Source organism: Achromobacter sp. UBA5777 (genome assembly GCF_002418565.1).
Lineage (GTDB): Bacteria > Pseudomonadota > Gammaproteobacteria > Burkholderiales > Burkholderiaceae_B > Achromobacter > Achromobacter animicus.
In genome coordinates this window covers 1-17,482 of sequence record NZ_DIEJ01000190.1, presented here as the reverse complement: position 1 = coordinate 17,482, position 17,482 = coordinate 1, and the positions used below count along the sequence as shown (strand labels likewise).

Annotated in this window: 16 protein-coding genes; 7 read left to right on the top strand and 9 right to left on the bottom strand. The window is 66.8% G+C overall.

Annotation, left to right across the window (positions count from 1 at the left end; all coding sequences use genetic code 11):
* A partial coding sequence (locus B3446_RS15060) for an ABC transporter permease (RefSeq protein ID WP_291383009.1) occupies positions 1–2,199 on the bottom strand: 2,199 nt, incomplete at its 3' end.
* A gap of 102 nt (positions 2,200–2,301) precedes the next feature.
* Here B3446_RS15060 and B3446_RS15055 point away from each other — a divergent pair.
* The 3 genes from B3446_RS15055 (at position 2,302) to B3446_RS15045 (ending at position 5,193) form a co-directional block, all read left to right on the top strand.
* A complete protein-coding gene (locus B3446_RS15055) occupies positions 2,302–3,276 on the top strand; it encodes a TRAP transporter substrate-binding protein (RefSeq protein WP_239212086.1) in 975 nt (324 codons plus the stop codon).
* A gap of 102 nt (positions 3,277–3,378) precedes the next feature.
* A complete protein-coding gene (locus B3446_RS15050; RefSeq protein WP_191576525.1) occupies positions 3,379–3,879 on the top strand; it encodes a TRAP transporter small permease in 501 nt (166 codons plus the stop codon).
* Positions 3,880–3,915: 36 nt separating this feature from the next.
* Positions 3,916–5,193, top strand: a complete 1,278-nt coding sequence (locus B3446_RS15045) for a TRAP transporter large permease (protein ID WP_291383005.1) — start codon at positions 3,916–3,918, stop codon at positions 5,191–5,193.
* Between the two features lie 122 nt (positions 5,194–5,315).
* Here the strand turns inward: B3446_RS15045 and B3446_RS15040 are convergent, their stop codons facing one another.
* Positions 5,316–5,606, bottom strand: a complete 291-nt coding sequence (locus B3446_RS15040) for a DUF3579 domain-containing protein (RefSeq protein WP_013392635.1) — start codon at positions 5,604–5,606, stop codon at positions 5,316–5,318.
* Between the two features lie 179 nt (positions 5,607–5,785).
* Between B3446_RS15040 and B3446_RS15035 the strand changes: the two genes are divergently transcribed.
* Together B3446_RS15035 and argF are read left to right on the top strand one after the other, a co-directional pair.
* Positions 5,786–6,967 (top strand): aspartate aminotransferase family protein, encoded by a 1,182-nt coding sequence (locus B3446_RS15035; protein ID WP_291383002.1) that lies wholly within the window; start codon positions 5,786–5,788, stop codon positions 6,965–6,967.
* Between the two features lie 56 nt (positions 6,968–7,023).
* Entirely contained in the window at positions 7,024–7,965 is a 942-nt protein-coding gene (gene argF, locus B3446_RS15030; protein ID WP_175138749.1) for an ornithine carbamoyltransferase, read from the top strand.
* Positions 7,966–8,041: 76 nt separating this feature from the next.
* On the opposite strand, the gene B3446_RS15025 is transcribed toward argF, so the two are convergent.
* From B3446_RS15025 to B3446_RS15010, 4 genes are all read right to left on the bottom strand, one after another.
* Positions 8,042–8,602 carry a DUF4286 family protein gene (locus B3446_RS15025; RefSeq protein ID WP_291382999.1) on the bottom strand — a complete coding sequence of 187 codons (561 nt, stop codon included), beginning with the start codon at positions 8,600–8,602 and terminating at the stop codon, positions 8,042–8,044.
* Between the two features lie 11 nt (positions 8,603–8,613).
* Positions 8,614–9,144 carry a carboxymuconolactone decarboxylase family protein gene (locus B3446_RS15020; RefSeq protein ID WP_191576528.1) on the bottom strand — a complete coding sequence of 177 codons (531 nt, stop codon included), beginning with the start codon at positions 9,142–9,144 and terminating at the stop codon, positions 8,614–8,616.
* Between the two features lie 2 nt (positions 9,145–9,146).
* Complete coding sequence (locus B3446_RS15015) at positions 9,147–10,100, bottom strand: Bug family tripartite tricarboxylate transporter substrate binding protein (RefSeq protein ID WP_291382997.1); 954 nt, start codon at positions 10,098–10,100, stop codon at positions 9,147–9,149.
* A gap of 69 nt (positions 10,101–10,169) precedes the next feature.
* Entirely contained in the window at positions 10,170–11,036 is an 867-nt protein-coding gene (locus tag B3446_RS15010) for an amidohydrolase family protein (protein ID WP_291383011.1), read from the bottom strand.
* 97 nt (positions 11,037–11,133) lie between these two features.
* Between B3446_RS15010 and B3446_RS15005 the strand changes: the two genes are divergently transcribed.
* Complete coding sequence (locus B3446_RS15005; protein ID WP_291382995.1) at positions 11,134–12,066, top strand: LysR family transcriptional regulator; 933 nt, start codon at positions 11,134–11,136, stop codon at positions 12,064–12,066.
* Positions 12,067–12,135: 69 nt separating this feature from the next.
* A complete protein-coding gene (gene argG / locus B3446_RS15000) occupies positions 12,136–13,476 on the top strand; it encodes an argininosuccinate synthase (protein WP_175125769.1) in 1,341 nt (446 codons plus the stop codon).
* Positions 13,477–13,580: 104 nt separating this feature from the next.
* On the opposite strand, the gene B3446_RS14995 is transcribed toward argG, so the two are convergent.
* From B3446_RS14995 to B3446_RS14985, 3 genes are all read right to left on the bottom strand, one after another.
* Entirely contained in the window at positions 13,581–15,509 is a 1,929-nt protein-coding gene (locus tag B3446_RS14995) for a potassium transporter Kup (RefSeq protein ID WP_191576531.1), read from the bottom strand.
* Positions 15,506–16,576: a sensor histidine kinase gene (locus tag B3446_RS14990; protein WP_063952906.1), complete on the bottom strand. Its 1,071-nt coding sequence runs from the start codon at positions 16,574–16,576 to the stop codon at positions 15,506–15,508. Before B3446_RS14990 ends, B3446_RS14995 begins: the two co-directional genes overlap by 4 nt.
* 114 nt (positions 16,577–16,690) lie before the next feature.
* Complete coding sequence (locus B3446_RS14985; RefSeq protein WP_006218435.1) at positions 16,691–17,362, bottom strand: response regulator transcription factor; 672 nt, start codon at positions 17,360–17,362, stop codon at positions 16,691–16,693.
* Positions 17,363–17,482: the final 120 nt, after the last annotated feature.

The window sequence follows — 17,482 nt, the reverse complement described above, 5'->3', positions numbered from 1 at the left end:
CAGCACGCCGGCGGCCAGGGTGAACAGGAACAGCAGCTGCACGGCGCGGCCCACTTCATTCAGCACGGACTGCAACTGCTGCAGGATGGCGCCCACGTCGAACACCGTCAGGTTCGGAAACTCCCGCACCAGGGCGGGCAGCACCGCCGCCTTTTCGGGCGGCAGGTAGAAGGACGTGATCCAGCTCTGGGGCATGTCGGCCAGTGCGGCGGGGGTCAGGATGGCGAAAAAATTGACGCGCATCGTATCCCAATCCACGCGGCGGATGCTCGACACCGCCACCTCGACCTGCTGGCCGGCCACGTCGAACGTCATCTTGTCGCCCAGCCCGATGCGCAACGACTGCGCCAGACCGGCCTCCAGGGACACCTCGGCCGAGCCGGGCGTCAGCCAGCGGCCCTGCTCGATGCGGTTGGACGACGGCATCTCGTCGCCATAGGACAGGTTGAACTCGCGGTCCACCAGGCGCTTGGCGCGCGGCTCCTCATAATCGTCCGGCCCGACCGGCTTGCCGTTGACGGCGATCAGCCGCCCCCGGACCATCGGCGACAGCGTGATGCGGCCCAGGCCTTCGCGCGTCAACGCGTCGGTCACGGCCTGGCGCTGGTCCGGCTGCACGTTGATCAGAAAGCGGTTGGGCGCGTCCGGCGGCATCGTGCGCTGCCAGCCCTGGATCAGATCGGTGCGTGTCATGGTCAGGAGCAGCAGCGCCATCAGGCCGACCGCCAGCGCGCAGACCTGGGTGATCGTGGCCGCCCGGCGGCGCACCACGCCCGCCAGCGCAAAACGCAGCGCGGGCAGGCCCGCAGCCAGCCGGCGCACGCGCGCCAGGCCCAGGATGCACAGCCAGGCGGCCAGCGCGAACACGCCGAAGGCGCCCAGAAAGCCCCCGGCCACCACGCCGCCCAGCTTGGCATCGCCAGCGAACCACCAGATCAGGAGCGCAAACCCGGCTGCACCCAGCACATAACCGAACGCGCTGCGCGCGCTGATCGTATCCGCATCGCGCCGCAGGACGCGGGCGGGCGGCACGTGGCGCAGCTGCGCCAGCGCCGGCAGCGCGAAGCCCAGAAGCAGCAGCAATCCGGTCAGAAGGCCCTGCAACGCCGGAATGGCCGACGGGGCCGGCAAGGTCGTGTCGATCAGCGAACCCAGCAGCATGACCAGCACCTGATGCACGCCAAACCCCAACAGGCAGCCGGCGGCAGACGAAAATAGCCCGACCAGCGTGAATTCCAGCGTGAGCATGCGGGCGACCTGCGATTGCACGGCGCCCAGGCAGCGCATGACCGCGATGCCATCGCGGTGGCGCGTCATGTAACGCCCCGCCGCCAGCGCCACGGCCACGGCCGAGATCAGCACGGCCAGCAGCGCGACCAGCGAGAGAAAACGCTGCGCGCGGTCCAGCGTGCGGCGCACTTCCGGGCGGCCCGATTCCAGCGTGGCGATCTTCTGGCCGCGCTTCAGATTCTGGTTCAGCCAAGTGGTATATCCGGCCACGGCGTCGGGCTGGCCGGCGACCAGCATGGCATAGCCGATGCGGCTGCCCGGCGCGATGAGGCCCGTGGCCGGCAGATCGCTGGCGCGCAGCAGTACGCGCGGCGCGACGTTGACGAACTGCATGCCCTTGTCCGGCTCATAGGTGATGACGCGGTCGATGCGCATGTGGGCGTCGCCCACGTTCAGCGTATCGCCCACCTTCAGGTTCAAGAGCGCCAGCAACTGCGCGTCGACCCACACCGCGCCCTCGGGCGGGACGTCGCGCGTGGGCGCGTCGGGCGCGAACGGCGCATCGGCCACCCGCAAGGCTCCGCGCAGCGGATAGCCCGGCTCCACCGCTTTCAGCGCCGCCAGTTGCGCACCGTCCCCGGCGCCCACCATGGAAGGAAACTGCCACGTGCCGGAAACGGTCAACCCGCGCTCGCGCGCCTGATCCTTGAAGGCGGCGGGCACGGGTTCGTCGGCGTCCAGCACCAGATCGGCGCCCAGCATCTGGCCGGCGTCGCGCTCCAGCGCGCGGCCGACGCGGTCGGCCAGGAAGCCCACGCTGGTGACGGCGGCCACCGCCACGACCAGCGCGAGGACCAGCAAACGGAGCTCGCCGGCGCGCGCATCGCGCATCATCATCCGGGCGCCCAGGCGCAAGGTTGACCAGAAACCAGGGCGCCTGGCCTGTGACATATCAGGGAAATCCATCATTCGTCCATGTTAACTAAGCGCCTGTAGGGCGTCCGAATCCCGATATCATCCCGGGGCGGGAGGCAAAGCCGCCCATAAAGATAACCAATTCCGGAGAAGACAATGCGTAAAACCTGGCTTGCGGCCACGATTCTGGCCGCCTGCGCGGCCGCCACCTCGCTGCCCGCGGCAGCGCAGACCACCCTGAAGATGGCCTACGCCCTGTCGACGTCGTCGCACTACGGCGCCGGCGCCGACGCGATGGCCAAATCCATCGAGGGTTCCACCAACGGCAAGTTCAAGGTCCAGCAGTTTGCCAACAGCGCGCTGGGCGGCGAACGCGAAGTGATCGAAGGCCTGCAGATCGGCACCATCGACCTGGCGATCGTTTCGACCGGTGCAACCCTGAATTTTGTTCCCGAGACCGGCGTTTTTGATATTCCGTTCCTGCTGCGCGACCTGCCGCACGCCCGCGCCGTGCTCGACAGCAAAATCGGCCAGGACATGCTGGCCAAATTCCCCAGCCGCGGCATCGTGGCGCTGGCGTGGGGCGAACAGGGTTTCCGCCACCTGACCAACAACGTGCGCCCGGTCAAGACCCCGGCGGACGCCAAGGGCCTGAAGATCCGCACCACCGAAAACCCGATCCACATCACGGCCTTCCGCCAGATCGGCATCCTGCCCACGCCGATGGCCTGGCCCGAAGTGGCCACCGCGCTGCAGCAGGGCACCATCGATGGCCAGGAAAATCCGCTGTCCGTGATCACGTCGGCCAAGCTGTCGCAGATGCAGAAGTATCTGTCGCTGACAGGGCACGTGTACGGACCGGCCCTGGTGCTGATGTCCGCCAACGTCTATGAAGGCCTGTCGGCCGCCGACAAGGCCAACTTCGACAAGGCCGGCAAAGAATCGGCCCAGGCCATGCGCGCCTATGTCGACAACATTGAAAAGACGGGCGTCGAGCAGCTCAAGAAGGAAGGCATGCAGGTGTCCGAAGTGGACCGCGCCGCCTTTGCCGCCGCTGTGGAACCCGCCTACCCCGAGTACTACAAGAAGTTCGACAAGAAGCTGATCGACTCGATCCGCGACACCAAGTAAGCCGGCACGGCCCCCATCGCGGGGCCGTTTGCCTGGCGGCGGGACCGGCCTGCGCCGCGCGCCCGCCCCACTTTTCCGCGTCCATCGCCAACGGAATTCACCATGCGTTTGCTCTGCGCCTTCGACCGCGGCCTGTTCAAGCTGGTCTCGGCCCTCGCCCAACTTTTGCTGGTGGCCGCCGCGGCCGCCGCGTTCTACCAGGTCATCGCCCGGTTCGTGCTGCACTCGCCCGCCGACTGGAGCGAAGTCCTTACCCGCGCCCTCCTGATCTGGACCGTGCTGCTGGGCGTGGCCCTGGCCTTTCGCCACGGCGCCATGATCAGCGTCGAGCTGCTGCGCAACCTGCTGGGCGGCACGCGCCGCCGCGTCCTCGAGGCCATCATCGGCCTGACCTGCGCCGGCTTTCTCGGCTTTCTGGCCTGGATCGGCGGCAACATGACCTATCGCGTGCGTTTCCAGAACGTGCCGAGCCTGGACATCTCGATTTCCTGGATTTATCTGGCCATCCCCGTGGGCGCCACGCTGGCGGCCATCGCCGTGCTGGCCCGCTGGTGCGCCGGCGAAGAAGACGACGTGCCCGTGCGCAACGACGCGCAAGGCTGAGCCGCCCCCTATCGAACCTGAGCAGCAGAAATCGCCATGTCCCAATTAATGATTGTCTCGATGCTGATTTTCTTCGGGCTGTCCGTGCCGGTCGCCGTGTCGATCGGCCTGGCCAGCCTGGCGGGAGTCGGCGCCTCGGGCCTGCCCTGGCTGGTCGTCGCGCAGCAGTTGTTTGCCGCGCTGGACAAGTACCCGCTCGTGGCCATCCCCTTCTTCATCCTGGCCGGCAACCTGATGGAAGCCGGCGGCATCTCCGAACGCATGGTGGAATTCGCCAAGAGCGTGGTCGGCGGCATCCAGGGCGGCCTGGCCTGCACCTGCGTGCTGACCTGCATGATCTTCGCGGCGGTCGCGGGCTCCAGCGTGGCCACGACCTTCGCGGTGGGCGCCATCCTGATTCCCGCCATGATCCGGCACGGCTATCCGGCCCCCTTTGCGGCGTCGTTGCAGGCCAGCGCGGCGGAACTCGGGGTCATCATCCCCCCGTCCATCCCCATGATCCTGTTTGCCGTGTCCACCGACACGTCCACCGGCGAACTCTTCATCGCCGGCGTCATGCCGGGCATCCTGATCGGCGTCGCGCTGATGTTCTATGTCTGGATCTATGCCAAGCGCAACAACCTGGGCAAGCGTGACGGCGAGGGCCGGCTGCCGCTGTGGCCGGCGTTCAAGCGTGCCTGGCTGGCGCTGCTGATGCCCGTCATCATCCTGGGCGGCATCTACGGCGGCGTCTTCACACCGACCGAAGCGTCGGTCGTGGCCGTGATGTACGCCGTCTTCGTGGGCAAGTTCATCTACCGCCGCCTGACCTTCCGTCAGTTGTCGGACACGCTGCACAAGTCGGTGGTGTCGACCGCAGTCATCATGTTCGTGATCGCCAACGCGGGCATCTTCAGCTTCCTGCTCAACCGCGCCGGCATTCCGGACGCGCTGGGCACGTGGCTCGCCCAGATCTTCGATACCAAGTTCGGCTTCCTGATGGGCGTGAACGCTGCGCTGTTCGTGATCGGCATGTTCATCGAGACCTCGGCGTCGATCGTCGTGCTGGCCCCCTTGCTGCTGCCGGTGGCGCTGCAGTTCGGCGTGGACCCGGTGCACTTCGGCATCATCATGGTGGTCAACCTGGCGCTGGGCATGATCACGCCGCCGTTTGGCGTCAACCTGTTTGCCGCGTGCGCGGTGGCTAAACTGCCGCTTGAGCGTATCGTCAAGCCGCTGGTGCCCTTCGTCGGTGTCGTGATCCTGTGCCTGCTGGTCATTACCTACTGGCCCGGGCTGTCGCTGGGGCTGCGTGACCTGGTGTACGCGAAGTGATGTGCGTAGCCGCCGCGCGGGCAATCGTCCGAGCGGCGGGTATCGCCCGGCACGCCTGACCGGCGTGCAGGGTCGCAGAATGAGAAAAGCGCCCGGTTGGGGCGCTTTTTCGTTCTGGGGGCCTAGATTTCGCGTTCTTCCGTCTTGAGGTTGTTGTCGCGGGCGAAATCGACCACAAACTTGTAGGCCAGCGGCTCCAGGTCGCGCAGGCGCAGGTCGACGACGATCCCGCGCACGCCATCGATCACGACGGGCAGCACATAAGGCGAATAAGTGAGGTGGTTACCAGCACACCCGGCGGGCCGGAACTGTGCCATTACGCCGGCGAGCCGTTCTGCCCAATCGCTGGGGCGGAAGCGGCTACCGCTTTCGGTAACGCCATGAATTACGAATTGTCTGACGCGAGTTGCCATGTGTTCTTCACTGCGGGACGCCTTTCACGAAAGCCGGATCTTCGGCGTGATCAAACATGCGTGCCGCGCCGCGAATTGTATATGATTGATCCTTTGCCCTCTTTCGAACCGCGATTCGCCCCTGATTCGCCCTAGCAAGCGGGCATGCTGTCGATGCCATTCCCCCAGGAGGATCCGCGATGAGCTCGCCTCTGGCCAATATCTATGCCCGGCTGCCGGTATCGTTCACGCACGGCCAGGGTGTCTGGCTGTGGGACGCAGGCGGCCGCAAGTACCTGGATGCCCTGGCCGGCATCGGCGTCTCCTGCCTGGGCCATGCCCATCCGAAGCTGGTCGCCGCCATCGCTGAGCAGGCGGCCCGCGTCATCCATACCTCCAACATCTACGACATCCCGCAGCAGACCGAGCTTGCCGCCAGGCTGACGGCGCTGTCCGGCATGCAGGAAGTCGCGTTCAACAACAGCGGCTCCGAAGCCAACGAAGCGGCCATCAAGCTCGCCCGCTACTACGCCTACCAGCGCGGCAACAAGCACGCCCACATCATCACCATGGATTCATCCTGGCATGGCCGCACGCTGGCCACGCTGGCGGCCACCGGCAGCGACAAGGCGCGCAAAGGCTTCGAGCCCCTGCCCAGCGGATTCATCCAGGTGCCGTACAACAACCTGGAAGCGGTACGCGACGCCGGCGACGCCGAACCGCGCACCACCGCCGTGCTGCTGGAAGTCCTGCAAGGCGAAGGCGGCATCCGCCCGTCCGACATCGCCTACCTGCAAGCCTTGCGCCAACTGTGCACCGAGCGCGGCTGGCTGCTGTTGATCGACGAAGTCCAGTCCGGCATCGGCCGCACCGGCAAATGGTTCGCGCATCAGTGGGCCGACATCCGCCCGGACGTCATGACCCTTGCCAAGGGTCTGGCGGGCGGCGTGCCCATCGGCGCGATGCTCGCCGCGGGTCCGGCCGCAGGCGTCTTCACGCCGGGCAGCCATGGCACCACGTTCGGCGGCGGGCCGCTGGTGTGCGCGGCGGGCCTCGCGGTGCTCGACGCGCTGGAATCCGAAAACGTGCTTGAAAACGCCCATGACGTGGGCGAATACCTGAAAGACCGCCTGGCCAGCGCGCTGGCCGGCACGCCCGGCGTGACCGACATCCGCGGCCGCGGCCTCATGCTGGGCATCGAGCTGGCCCGCCCCTGCGGCGTCCTTGCGCTGCGCGCCATGGAAGCAGGCCTGCTCATCAACGTCACGCGCGACCGCGTCATCCGCATGCTGCCGCCGCTGATCCTGACGCGCCAGGAGGCCGACCAGATCGTCGCCCTGCTGGTGCCGCTCATCCAACAGTTCCTGGCCGAAAAACCATAATCAACGTCCCTGCCGGGCCACGAGCCTGGCGGGGCCCAATGACCTGCGACATCAACATGACTCCTCCCACGACTCAAAACGGCCCGCTGCGGCACTTTCTGCAGTTCAAGGACTTCTCGTCCGCCGAGATCGCCTACGTGCTGGACCGCGCGCGCCTGATCAAGGAAAAGTTCAAACGCTATGAGCCCCACATGCCGCTGCACGACCGCACGCTGGCAATGGTGTTCGAAAAGGCCAGCACACGCACCCGCGTGTCGTTCGAGGCCGGCATGTACCAGATGGGCGGCTCGGTCATCAACCTGACGTCCAACGACTCGCAGCTCGGCCGCTCCGAGCCCATCGAGGACACCGCGCGCGTGATCTCGCGCATGGTCGACATCGTCATGATCCGCACGTTCGAGCAGACCCGCATCGAGCGCTTCGCGTCGCATTCGCGCGTGCCCGTGATCAACGGCCTGACCAACGAATTCCACCCCTGCCAGATCCTGGCGGACATCTTCACCTACATCGAGCACCGCGGCCCCATCGCCGGCAAGACGGTCGCCTGGGTGGGCGACGCCAACAACATGGCCTACACGTGGCTGCACGCGGCCGAAATGCTGGGCTTCACGCTGCATGTGTCCACGCCGGCCGGCTACGAGCTCGAAGCCTCGCGCATCGGCACGCCGTCCGACAAGGTGCTGCGCCAGTTCAAGGACCCCATGGAAGCCTGCAAGGGCGCGCACCTGGTCACCACCGACGTGTGGACCAGCATGGGCTACGAGGCCGAAAACGAAGAGCGCCGCGCGGCATTCGCCGACTGGTGCGTGGACGCTGAAATGATGGCCGCGGCCGACCCGCAGGCCGTCTTCATGCACTGCCTGCCCGCCCACCGCGGCGAGGAAGTCACCGGCGAAGTCATCGACGGACCGCAGAGCGTGGTCTGGGACGAAGCCGAAAATCGCCTGCACGTGCAGAAGGCGCTGATGGAATTCCTGCTGCTGGGTCAGGTCGACTAAACCTGTCCTGCACGCATGAGAAGGGCCCGGGCATCCTGCGATGCCCGGGCCCTTCTGCTTTCTAAGCCGCTTGGTGCTACAGGATCTTCCTGAACATCGTGCGCCGCGTGTTGCGGAACGACGGCCGCACGCGGCTGCTCCAGTCAGTCGCGCGCACCGCCAGCCATGGCGGACTGCCAAAGGTTTCCTGCGTGTGCAGGTCGTAGCAGGCCAGGTAGCGCGGCGATTCGTCGCGGCATTCCCAGCGCTGCGCGCGCACCGTGCCGGGCACCGACGCCAGCCCCGGCAGATGCTCCTGGTCGTACCAGGCGTTCAGGTCGGCCTCGGCCTCGGGCAGCACGTCGGTTTCCACGATGTAATGCCACGGCGCCTCCTGCCCCGCCGACGCGCCGGGCAGGTCCAGCATCAGGTGCAGCACCCGCGCGTGCGCGCCGGGTGCCAGTTCGTTAAGACGGGCCTGGATCTCCGGCAAAGCACGGGCGCCGCGCACGGTTACGTAGGTGTCCTCGGCTTCCAGCGCGGCAAAGGCGCTGATCTTTACATCCGCCAGCCCATTCGCAAGGCGCTCGGCCAGATCCCGGGCGCGCGCCTCGTCAAACCGTTCACCCAGCGCCACCAGCAACATCGTTTCCTGCACAGCGTTCTCCTTCAATGTCCGACGTGCAAGGCGACCAGGAAGCGCGACACCATGTTGTACGCCCCGACCGTTGCGGTCAGTTCCACCAGTTGCGCATCATCGTAGCGTTCGCGCAGCGGCGCGAACACCGCATCCGGCACCTCGATGTCGCGGGTCATCGCATCCGTCAGCGCCAGCACCTCGGCCTCTCCCGGTTCCAGGCCCTGCACCTGATCCGGCGCGGGGTTGCCACGCAGCACGTCGATGACGGCCTGCGGCATGCCGCCCGCCAGCGCGTGCGGCACATGCGCCTCGAACTCGTACGGCGCATTGTTCAGCGTCGCCACGCGCAGGATGATCAGCTCGCGCAAGCGCGGCGCCAGCGATGTCTTCTGCCGGATCGCGGTCAGCATGGCTTCCCAGCCCTCGACCACCGCTGGGCTGTTCAGCAGCACCTGATACAACGGCGAAATGCGGCCGCGCGCGGCGGCGATGCGCGCCTCCAGCACGGCCAGTTCCGGGCGGGTGCCCGGCACCACAGGTTCGATTCGGCGTGCGCTCATGCTTACTCCGGACGGATGTTCTTGCGCTGGATCAGCGCGGTCCACTTCTCGCGGTCGGCGGCAATCAGCGCGCCCAGTTCCTGCGGCGTGCTGGGCGCGGCCTCGGCGCCAAACTTTTCCAGACGGGCGCGGACAGCCTCGTTGGCCAGCGCGGCGCGCACGGCCTGGTTCAGCTTGTCGACCGTGGCGGCGGGCGTGCCCACGGGCGCAACCAGGCCATACCAGTTGTTGGACTCAACGCCCGGGATGCCCAGCTCGGCCATCGTCTTCACGTCGGGCAGCAGCGGGTGGCGCGTCGGCGCGGCCAGGCCGAGAGGCTTTAGCTTGCCGCCCTGGATGTGGCCGATCAGGCCGGGCACGTCGCCGAAGAAACCGGACACCTGATTGCCCATCACGTCGTTGATGACGGGGGCCGCACCCTTGTAAGGCACGTGCAGCACCTTGGCCTTGCTGGAATCGGCAAACATTTCCAGCGTCAGGTGCGGAATGCTGCCGATGCCCGACGAGCCGATGGCCACGGACTGCGACGCGGCCTGCGACTTCTTCACGAAGTCGGCGGCATCCGTCGCCGGATTGGAGGGGTTCACCACGAACACCGTGGCGTTGTTCACCACGCGCGAGACCGGCGCGAAATCGCGCGCGGGGTCATACGGCAGGTCCTTGTACAGCGCCGGGCTGATTGCCACCGCGCCCACGCTGGTCAGGAACAGCACCGAGCCGTCGGCCGGCGCCTTGGCCACATAGGCGGCCGCGATGTTGCCGTTGGCGCCTGCCTTGTTTTCGACGATGACGTTCTGCTTGAGCTCCTTGCCCAGCTGCTCGGCCAGCACGCGGCCCACCAGATCCACGGGGCCGCCCGGCGGGAACGCGATGATCAGGCGCACGGGACCGTCGGCGTGGGCCGCGCCAGCGGCGGCCAGGCTCAGCACGGCGGCCGAGATGATTTTCTTGAACATGGTGTCTCCTCGTTGATGGGGATGTGCTTGCGGCGGGGGCTTCCTGGCCCTCGTTCCGCTTTCTCTGTGCTACTGAAATCCGTAAAGCCGCGCCGGGTTGTCCACCAGCACGCGCTGGCGCAGTCCGGCGTCCGGGCACGCTTCGAAAAACGTGTCGACCAGTTCACCGTCGTCCGGCATATCACCAGCCACATTCGGATGCGGCCAGTCCGTGCCCCACAAGGTGCGGTCCGGCAAGGCCTCCACCAGCGCGCGCACGAAGGGAATGCCTTCCGCAAAGGGGCGGCGGCCAGCAGCAATCCGGTCGATGCCGGACACCTTGACCCACGCCTGGCCTACGTCCGCCAGGCTGAGCAATGCGCGCATCGCGGGTGAATCCAGCCCATCGGCCGCCTTCAGCCTGCCCATGTGGTCCACCACGAACGGCACCGGGAGCGTCAGCAGGCGCGGCAGCAGTTCGGGCAGCATCGCGCCGTCCACGTGCAGGCACAGGTGCCATCCCAGCGGGGCGATCAGCTTGACCACGTGGTCGAACACCGCCGGATCGGGCGCGCCGCCCAGATGCGGCACGAAGTTGAACCGCGCGGCCCGCACGCCGCCTTCGTGCAGCGCCTTGACGCTGGCAGCAGTGGCGTCCGCGCCCAGCAGCGCCACACCGCGATATCGCCCCTTGCTGCGCGCCAGCGCATCCAGCAACGCGCGGTGGTCGGATCCGTGGCAGTTGGCCTGCACCACCACGGCGCGCTCGATGCCCAGATGGGCATGCAGCGCCGCCATGCTGGCGAAAGACGCGTCCGGCGGCGTGTATGACCGGCCTTCTGCATACGGAAACACATCGCCGGGTCCGAAGACGTGGCAATGCGCATCGCACGCGCCGGGCGGCAGCGCGTGGCGGGGACGGGAGGGCGAGGCAAGCGGCGGACGGCAATCGGGCACGGGGACTTCCTGCATGGAAAGCGCCATGGTCGCGGAATGCCGGAGGGCGAACAATGCTATACCGTATATTTCTGATATCGAAAAACCTAATATCCCGATGGATCTCAAGCAGATCGAATACTTCGTGCGCGTGGCCGAGCGCCGCAGCTTCTCGCGCGCCGCCGAAATGCTGGACGTCGCGCAGCCCACGCTCAGCCGCCAGGTGCGGCTGCTGGAACTGGAACTGGGCCAGCATCTGCTCTACCGCAATGGGCGCGGGGCTGAGCCCACGGAAGCGGGCCTGAGATTCCTGGAACACGCCCGCGCCCTGCTGGCGTTGGCCGAGCGCGCCAAGGAGGATCTGCAGACGCTGCGCGAAACGCCCACCGGCAAGGTCATGATCGGCCTGCCCCCGCGCATAGCGCGCGTGCTCACGCCGCCGCTGGTGCAGGCATTCCGCCAGAATTTTCCCGATGCTTCCATCGCAGTGGCCGAAGGCCTGAGCGCGCAGGTCCGCGAATGGCTGCTCGCCGGCCGGGTGGACCTGGCCCTGCTCTACGACCCCGCCCCGTCGCCGCAGCTTGCCTACGAATCCCTGTTCCGGGAAGACCTGGTCCTGGCCGCAGCGGCAGGCCATCAGCCGCCCCTGCCCGCCCGCGTGCCGGTCGCGCGGCTGGGCGACTATCCGCTGGTGCTGCCCAGCCTGCCCAACGCCATCCGCACCCTCGTCGAAAGCGTCTGCCGTGCGCAAGGCGTTCGGCTCAAGGTCGCGGCCGAGGTCGACGCCGTGCAGACCATCGTCGAACTGGCGGCGCAGGGCGACGCCTATGCCATCCTGCCGCGTTCGGCGGCCCGCGGGCCGGCCGCCGAGCATGAACTATCCCTGTGCGCCATCNNCAATCTGGTGCTGGCCAGCGCCCGCCATCGCCCGGCCACCCGGCTGGCCGCGGCCACGGGCGAGCTGATCCGGGGACTGCGGCTTGCCGAGCTGTTCGCGCCGGGCGCCCCCCGCGCCGCAACCTCGGCGGCCAGCCCCCCTCAAAAGAGTTAAAATGGCGGGCTATTTTCTTGTTTGGCGGCTCGTTGCTGTCAAAGTCCTGTTGGCGTCTCACCTCAAACAATGACCACTATCCTCCCGAACCTGCCCACCGGCCAGAAAGTCGGCATCGCCTTTTCCGGCGGCCTGGACACCAGCGCGGCGCTCCTCTGGATGCGCAACAACGGCGCCATCCCCTACGCCTATACCGCCAACCTGGGCCAGCCCGACGAATCCGACTACGACGAGATTCCCCGTAAGGCCCTGGCCTACGGCGCCGAAAACGCCCGCCTGATCGACTGCCGCGCGCAGCTCGTGGCCGAAGGCATCGCTGCCCTGCAATCGGGCGCGTTCCACATCTCGACCGCCGGCATCACGTACTTCAACACGACGCCCATCGGCCGCGCCGTCACCGGCACGATGCTGGTCGCCGCCATGAAGGAAGACAACGTCAACATCTGGGGCGACGGCAGCACGTTCAAGGGCAACGACATCGAGCGTTTCTACCGCTACGGCCTGCTCACCAACCCGGAACTCAAGATCTACAAGCCCTGGCTCGACCAGCGCTTCATCGACGAGCTCGGCGGCCGCTCGGAAATGTCCGAATACATGCGCCAAGCCGGTTTCGACTACAAGATGTCGGCTGAAAAGGCCTACTCCACCGACTCCAACCTGCTCGGCGCCACGCACGAAGCCAAGGACCTGGAACACCTGAATTCCGGCATCCGCATCGTCAAGCCCATCATGGGCGTGGCGTTCTGGCGCGACGACGTCGCCGTCAAGGCCGAGGAAGTCACGGTCCGCTTCGAAGAAGGCCAGCCCGTCGCCCTGAACGGCGTCGAATATGCCGATCCCGTCGAACTGCTGCTCGAAGCCAACCGCATCGGCGGCCGTCACGGCCTGGGCATGAGCGATCAGATCGAAAACCGCATCATCGAAGCCAAGAGCCGCGGCATCTACGAAGCCCCGGGCCTGGCCCTGCTCTTCATCGCCTACGAGCGCCTGGTCACCGGCATCCACAACGAAGACACCATCGAGCAGTACCGCGAAAACGGCCGCAAGCTGGGCCGCCTGCTGTACCAGGGCCGCTGGTTCGACCCGCAAGCCATCATGCTGCGCGAAACCGCCCAGCGCTGGGTGGCCCGCGCCGTCACCGGCGAAGTCACCATCGAACTGCGCCGCGGCAATGACTACTCGCTGCTGAACACCGTGTCGCCCAACCTCACGTACGCGCCCGAGCGTCTGTCCATGGAGAAGGTGGAAAATGCCCCCTTCACGCCGGCGGACCGCATCGGCCAGCTCACCATGCGCAACCTCGACATCGTCGACACGCGCGAAAAGCTGTTCACGTACGTCAAGACCGGCCTGCTGGCCTCCAGCGGCACGTCGCTGCCCCAACTGAAGGACACGACCTCGAAGAAGTGATTCTTCAAGGCTCAAAAAAAACCCTCGGTTTTCACACCGAGGGTTTTTTTTCGCCTGGCTATTGTGGTCCGGCGCGCGTGGCCGCGACGCCGGCAGCGTGGCGGCTACAGCTCGACCTGCATCCCCATCTCCACAACCCGGTTCGCCGGAATCTTGAAGAACTTCGTGCTGCGGGTCGAATTGCGCGCCATGAACGAAAACACCGCGCGCCGCCAGCGCGACAAGGCGGGCTTCCTGGCCGCCACGACCGTCTGGCGCGACAGGAAGAACGACGTGCGCATCGGTTCCAGATCCAGCTCCGGATAGGCTTCGGCAATCAGGCGCAGCGCCTCCGGCACGTCCGGATCTTCCTTGAAGCCGTAGGTGACCGTTGCAGCCCAGCTCGATGCGCTGAGCTTGTTCACCTCGAAGCGCTCTTCGGGCGCGATATACGGCACGTCGGCCGACTGGATCGACAGGAACAGCACATGGTCGTGCAGCACCTTGTTGTGCTTCAGGTTGTGCAGCAACGCCGGCGGCACGTTGCCCGAATTCATCGTCATGAAGATGGCGGTGCCCGGCACGCGCGACGGCGGATACTGCTCGAGCTGCTCCATGAATTCCTTGAGCGGCTGGCGGTCGCGCTGCTGCATGTCGGACAAAAGGCGACGGCCGCGCCGCCACGTCATCATCAGCGTGAACACCACGATCGCCACCACCAGCGGCAGCCAGCCGCCTTCGTGGATCTTGAAGACGTTGGCTGAAAACAGCAGCACGTCCAGCAGCAGCAACAGGCCCAGCACCAGGAACCACATCATGCGTTTGATGCCCGTGCTGCCGCGCGGCAGCACCGCAAACGCCAGCACCGAAGTCGTGAACATCGTGCCCGTCACCGCAAAGCCGTAGGCCGCGGCCAGGTTGTCGGAATTGCGGAACCACAGCACCAGGATCAGCACCGCGCACAGCAGCAGCGCGTTGACCTGCGGCAGATAGATCTGGCCCTTCTCGATCGCAGACGTGTGCAGGATCTGCATGCGGGGCCAGAAGCCCAGCTGCACTGCCTGGCGCGTCACCGAATAGGCGCCCGAAATCACGGCCTGCGACGCCACGATGGTGGCGATGGTGGCCAGCGCGACCAGCGGGGCAAGCCCCCATTCCGGCGCCATCAGGAAAAACGGATTGCGGATCGCCGTGGGATCGCGCAGCAGCAGCGCCCCTTGGCCGAAGTAGCACAGCGTCAACGCCGGCAGCACCATGCTGAACCAGGCCCGGCGGATCGCCGGGCGGCCAAAGTGGCCCATGTCGGCATACAGGGCCTCGGCGCCGGTCAGCGCCAGCACCACCGCACCCAGCAGCACGAAACTGACCCAGGGCGCTTCGACGATGAAGCGCAGCCCCCACATCGGGTTCAGCGCGGCCAGGACCTCGGGCGTCTGCCAGATCTGCCAGCCGCCCAGGGCCGCCAGCGTGGCGAACCACACGAACATCACCGGGCCGAACAGCTTGCCCATGGCGGCCGTGCCATGCGACTGAATCGCAAACAGCGCGATCAGCACGACCAAGGCGATTGGCACCACCCAGTGGTCCAGCGTATGCGACACGATGCCGATGCCTTCCAGCGCCGACAGCACCGAAATCGCCGGCGTGATCATGCTGTCGCCGTAGAACAGCGCCGCACCGAAGATGCCCAGCACGATCAGCACCCAGCGCAGCTTGCCCTCGCGCGCGCGCACCGCCAGTTCCAGCAGCGCCAGCGTGCCGCCCTCGCCGCGGTTGTCCGCGCGCAGCACCAGCATCACGTATTTCAGGGACACCACCACCATCAGCATCCAGAACAGGATGGACAGCACGCCCAGCAGATGGGCTGGCTCCAGGTCGGTATGCACGCTCAGGCCGGTCAGGCAGGCGCGCAGCGTGTAAAGCGGGCTGGTGCCGATGTCGCCGTACACCACGCCCAGCGCGCCCAGGACCAGCGCCGCACGCGACGAAGGGGCGTGGGCGCCGCCGGGATGACCTGGGGGCAAAGAAGCAGCGCTGACCGTGCCTTGGCTCATGATGCGGGTTCTTGGCGAGTGAGTTGAGCCCCCTTGCGAGGGCCGGGGAACACGACGGACAGCCGCGTTCCGGAAAAATCGGGCCGGCTGGTGAGCTTCCACCACGCGCCGTGCGCGTGCGCGATTTCTCGCACGATGGCCAGTCCCAGGCCGGAGCCGCCCGCCGTCGCGGTGGGCGACCGGTAGAACGCCTCGAACACGCGGTCGCGCTCTTCGGGCGGAATGCCGGGACCGTCGTCCTCGACGGTCAGCGAGGGCGGGTTGGCGCCGACGATCAGCGTGATGCGCCCCGTGGGGTTGCCATAGCGCAGCGCGTTGTCGATCAGGTTGCCCAGCAGCTCCGCGAGCAGCAAGGGGTCCGCGTCGATCCAGATGGGCGTTTCCGGCGCGGCCAGATCCAGCTCGTAGTGCGCCTCGCGCACCCGCGGGAACCATTCGGCGCCATGCACCCGCACCCACTCGCACAGGTCGATGCGCACAAAGCTGTCCTGCGGACGGGCATTGGGATCGGCGCGGGCCAGCACCAGCAGCTGTTGGCCCAGCCGGATCATGCGGTCGCTGACGGCCTTGATGCGCTCGGCGCGAGCCCGCACGTCATCCGGCAAGGGACGCGCCAGCATGAGTTCGGATTCCAGCCGCAGGCCCGACAGCGGCGTGCGCAACTGATGCGCGGCATGGCCAATGAAACGCCGCTGGGCGGCCAGCGACGCATCCAGCCGCAGCAGCAGATCATTGGTGTGCGTGACCAGCGGTTCGATCTCCACCGGCACGCCTGCAACCTCCAGCGGCTGCATGTCGTCGATGGAGCGCTGCCGGATCTCTTCGGACAGATGGTTCACCGACCGCAACCCGGACCGCACCCCCTGCATCACCACCCATGCAAACAGCGCGATCAGCGCCACCTGGCCCACGACCATCAGCCAGAAGAAGTCTTCCAGCATCCACAGCGACATGTCGATCTTGTGGGTGATGACCCAGGTTGCCGCCAGATCCAGCAGGACGAGCAGCAGGATGGGCGGCATCAGTCGGATGACGAGATGCCGTGCAAGCGATCGGGAGGGAAGCATGGGGGGGCGCGCAGCCGGAGACGGTTGGGGAGTGCGTTCCTGCGTCATGGCGCGAAGCCCTCGATGAGGCGGATGAAAACGCGCGGACGGCGATCGCCGGCCGCGGCCGGCCCGTCAGGCCGTTTCCACATCCAGCATGTAGCCAAAGCCACGTACCGTCTGGATGCTGGCGCCCGTGCCTTCCAGGCGCTTGCGCAAGCGGTACACGTAGACTTCGACGGCGTTCTCGCTGAAATCCGCGTCCCAGGCGGACAGGGAATTGACGATCTGGCGCTTGGTCACGACGCGGCCCACGCGGGCCATCAGCATTTCGAGGACGGAAAGTTCACGCACAGACAGCGACAGGCGCTGGCCGTTGGCGCGGACTTCGCGGCCGACGGTGTCGAACACCAGCGGACCGACTTCGATGAGCGGCTGGGCCTGACCGGCACGGCGCCGGCCGAAGGCGCGCACGCGCGCGGCCAGCTCGGGCAGTTCGAAGGGTTTGGTGACGTAGTCGTCCGCCCCGGCGTCCAGACCGGCAACGCGGTCTTCGATGCCATCGCGGGCAGTGAGGATGAGCACGGGAACCTGATTGCCGTCCTGCCGCAGCTGCCGCAGCACGTCCAGGCCGCTCATGCCGGGAAGATTGAGGTCGAGCAGCATGAGGTCATACGGCTGGCCCGCCAGCGCGCCCAGAACCCGGTCGCCCTCAGTCAGCCAGTCGACCGCATAACCCTGGTCGGCCAGGAATTCCTGGAGCGCATGGCCCAGGGTGGTGTCGTCTTCGATTACCAGAACTCGCATGCCGCGATTCTAGCGCGATCCAAAAAAAAAGGGGCGCGAAATGCGCCCCCTACCTGGATTCGTTCACCGGCCGGACGGTGCCGGCGCGGCGGCCGGTGCGGCCGGCGCGCCGGCGGCGGG

Coding starts and splice junctions, on each gene's coding strand:
- B3446_RS15050 (WP_191576525.1), top strand. CDS start 3,379: ATGCGTTTGCTCTGCGCCTTCGACCGCGGCCTGTTCAAGCTGGTCTCG.
- B3446_RS15015 (WP_291382997.1), bottom strand. CDS start 10,100: ATGTTCAAGAAAATCATCTCGGCCGCCGTGCTGAGCCTGGCCGCCGCT.
- B3446_RS14985 (WP_006218435.1), bottom strand. CDS start 17,362: ATGCGAGTTCTGGTAATCGAAGACGACACCACCCTGGGCCATGCGCTC.
- B3446_RS15035 (WP_291383002.1), top strand. CDS start 5,786: ATGAGCTCGCCTCTGGCCAATATCTATGCCCGGCTGCCGGTATCGTTC.
- B3446_RS15040 (WP_013392635.1), bottom strand. CDS start 5,606: ATGGCAACTCGCGTCAGACAATTCGTAATTCATGGCGTTACCGAAAGC.
- B3446_RS15020 (WP_191576528.1), bottom strand. CDS start 9,144: ATGAGCGCACGCCGAATCGAACCTGTGGTGCCGGGCACCCGCCCGGAA.
- B3446_RS14995 (WP_191576531.1), bottom strand. CDS start 15,509: ATGAGCCAAGGCACGGTCAGCGCTGCTTCTTTGCCCCCAGGTCATCCC.
- B3446_RS15045 (WP_291383005.1), top strand. CDS start 3,916: ATGTCCCAATTAATGATTGTCTCGATGCTGATTTTCTTCGGGCTGTCC.
- argF (WP_175138749.1), top strand. CDS start 7,024: ATGACTCCTCCCACGACTCAAAACGGCCCGCTGCGGCACTTTCTGCAG.
- argG (WP_175125769.1), top strand. CDS start 12,136: ATGACCACTATCCTCCCGAACCTGCCCACCGGCCAGAAAGTCGGCATC.
- B3446_RS14990 (WP_063952906.1), bottom strand. CDS start 16,576: ATGCTTCCCTCCCGATCGCTTGCACGGCATCTCGTCATCCGACTGATG.
- B3446_RS15055 (WP_239212086.1), top strand. CDS start 2,302: ATGCGTAAAACCTGGCTTGCGGCCACGATTCTGGCCGCCTGCGCGGCC.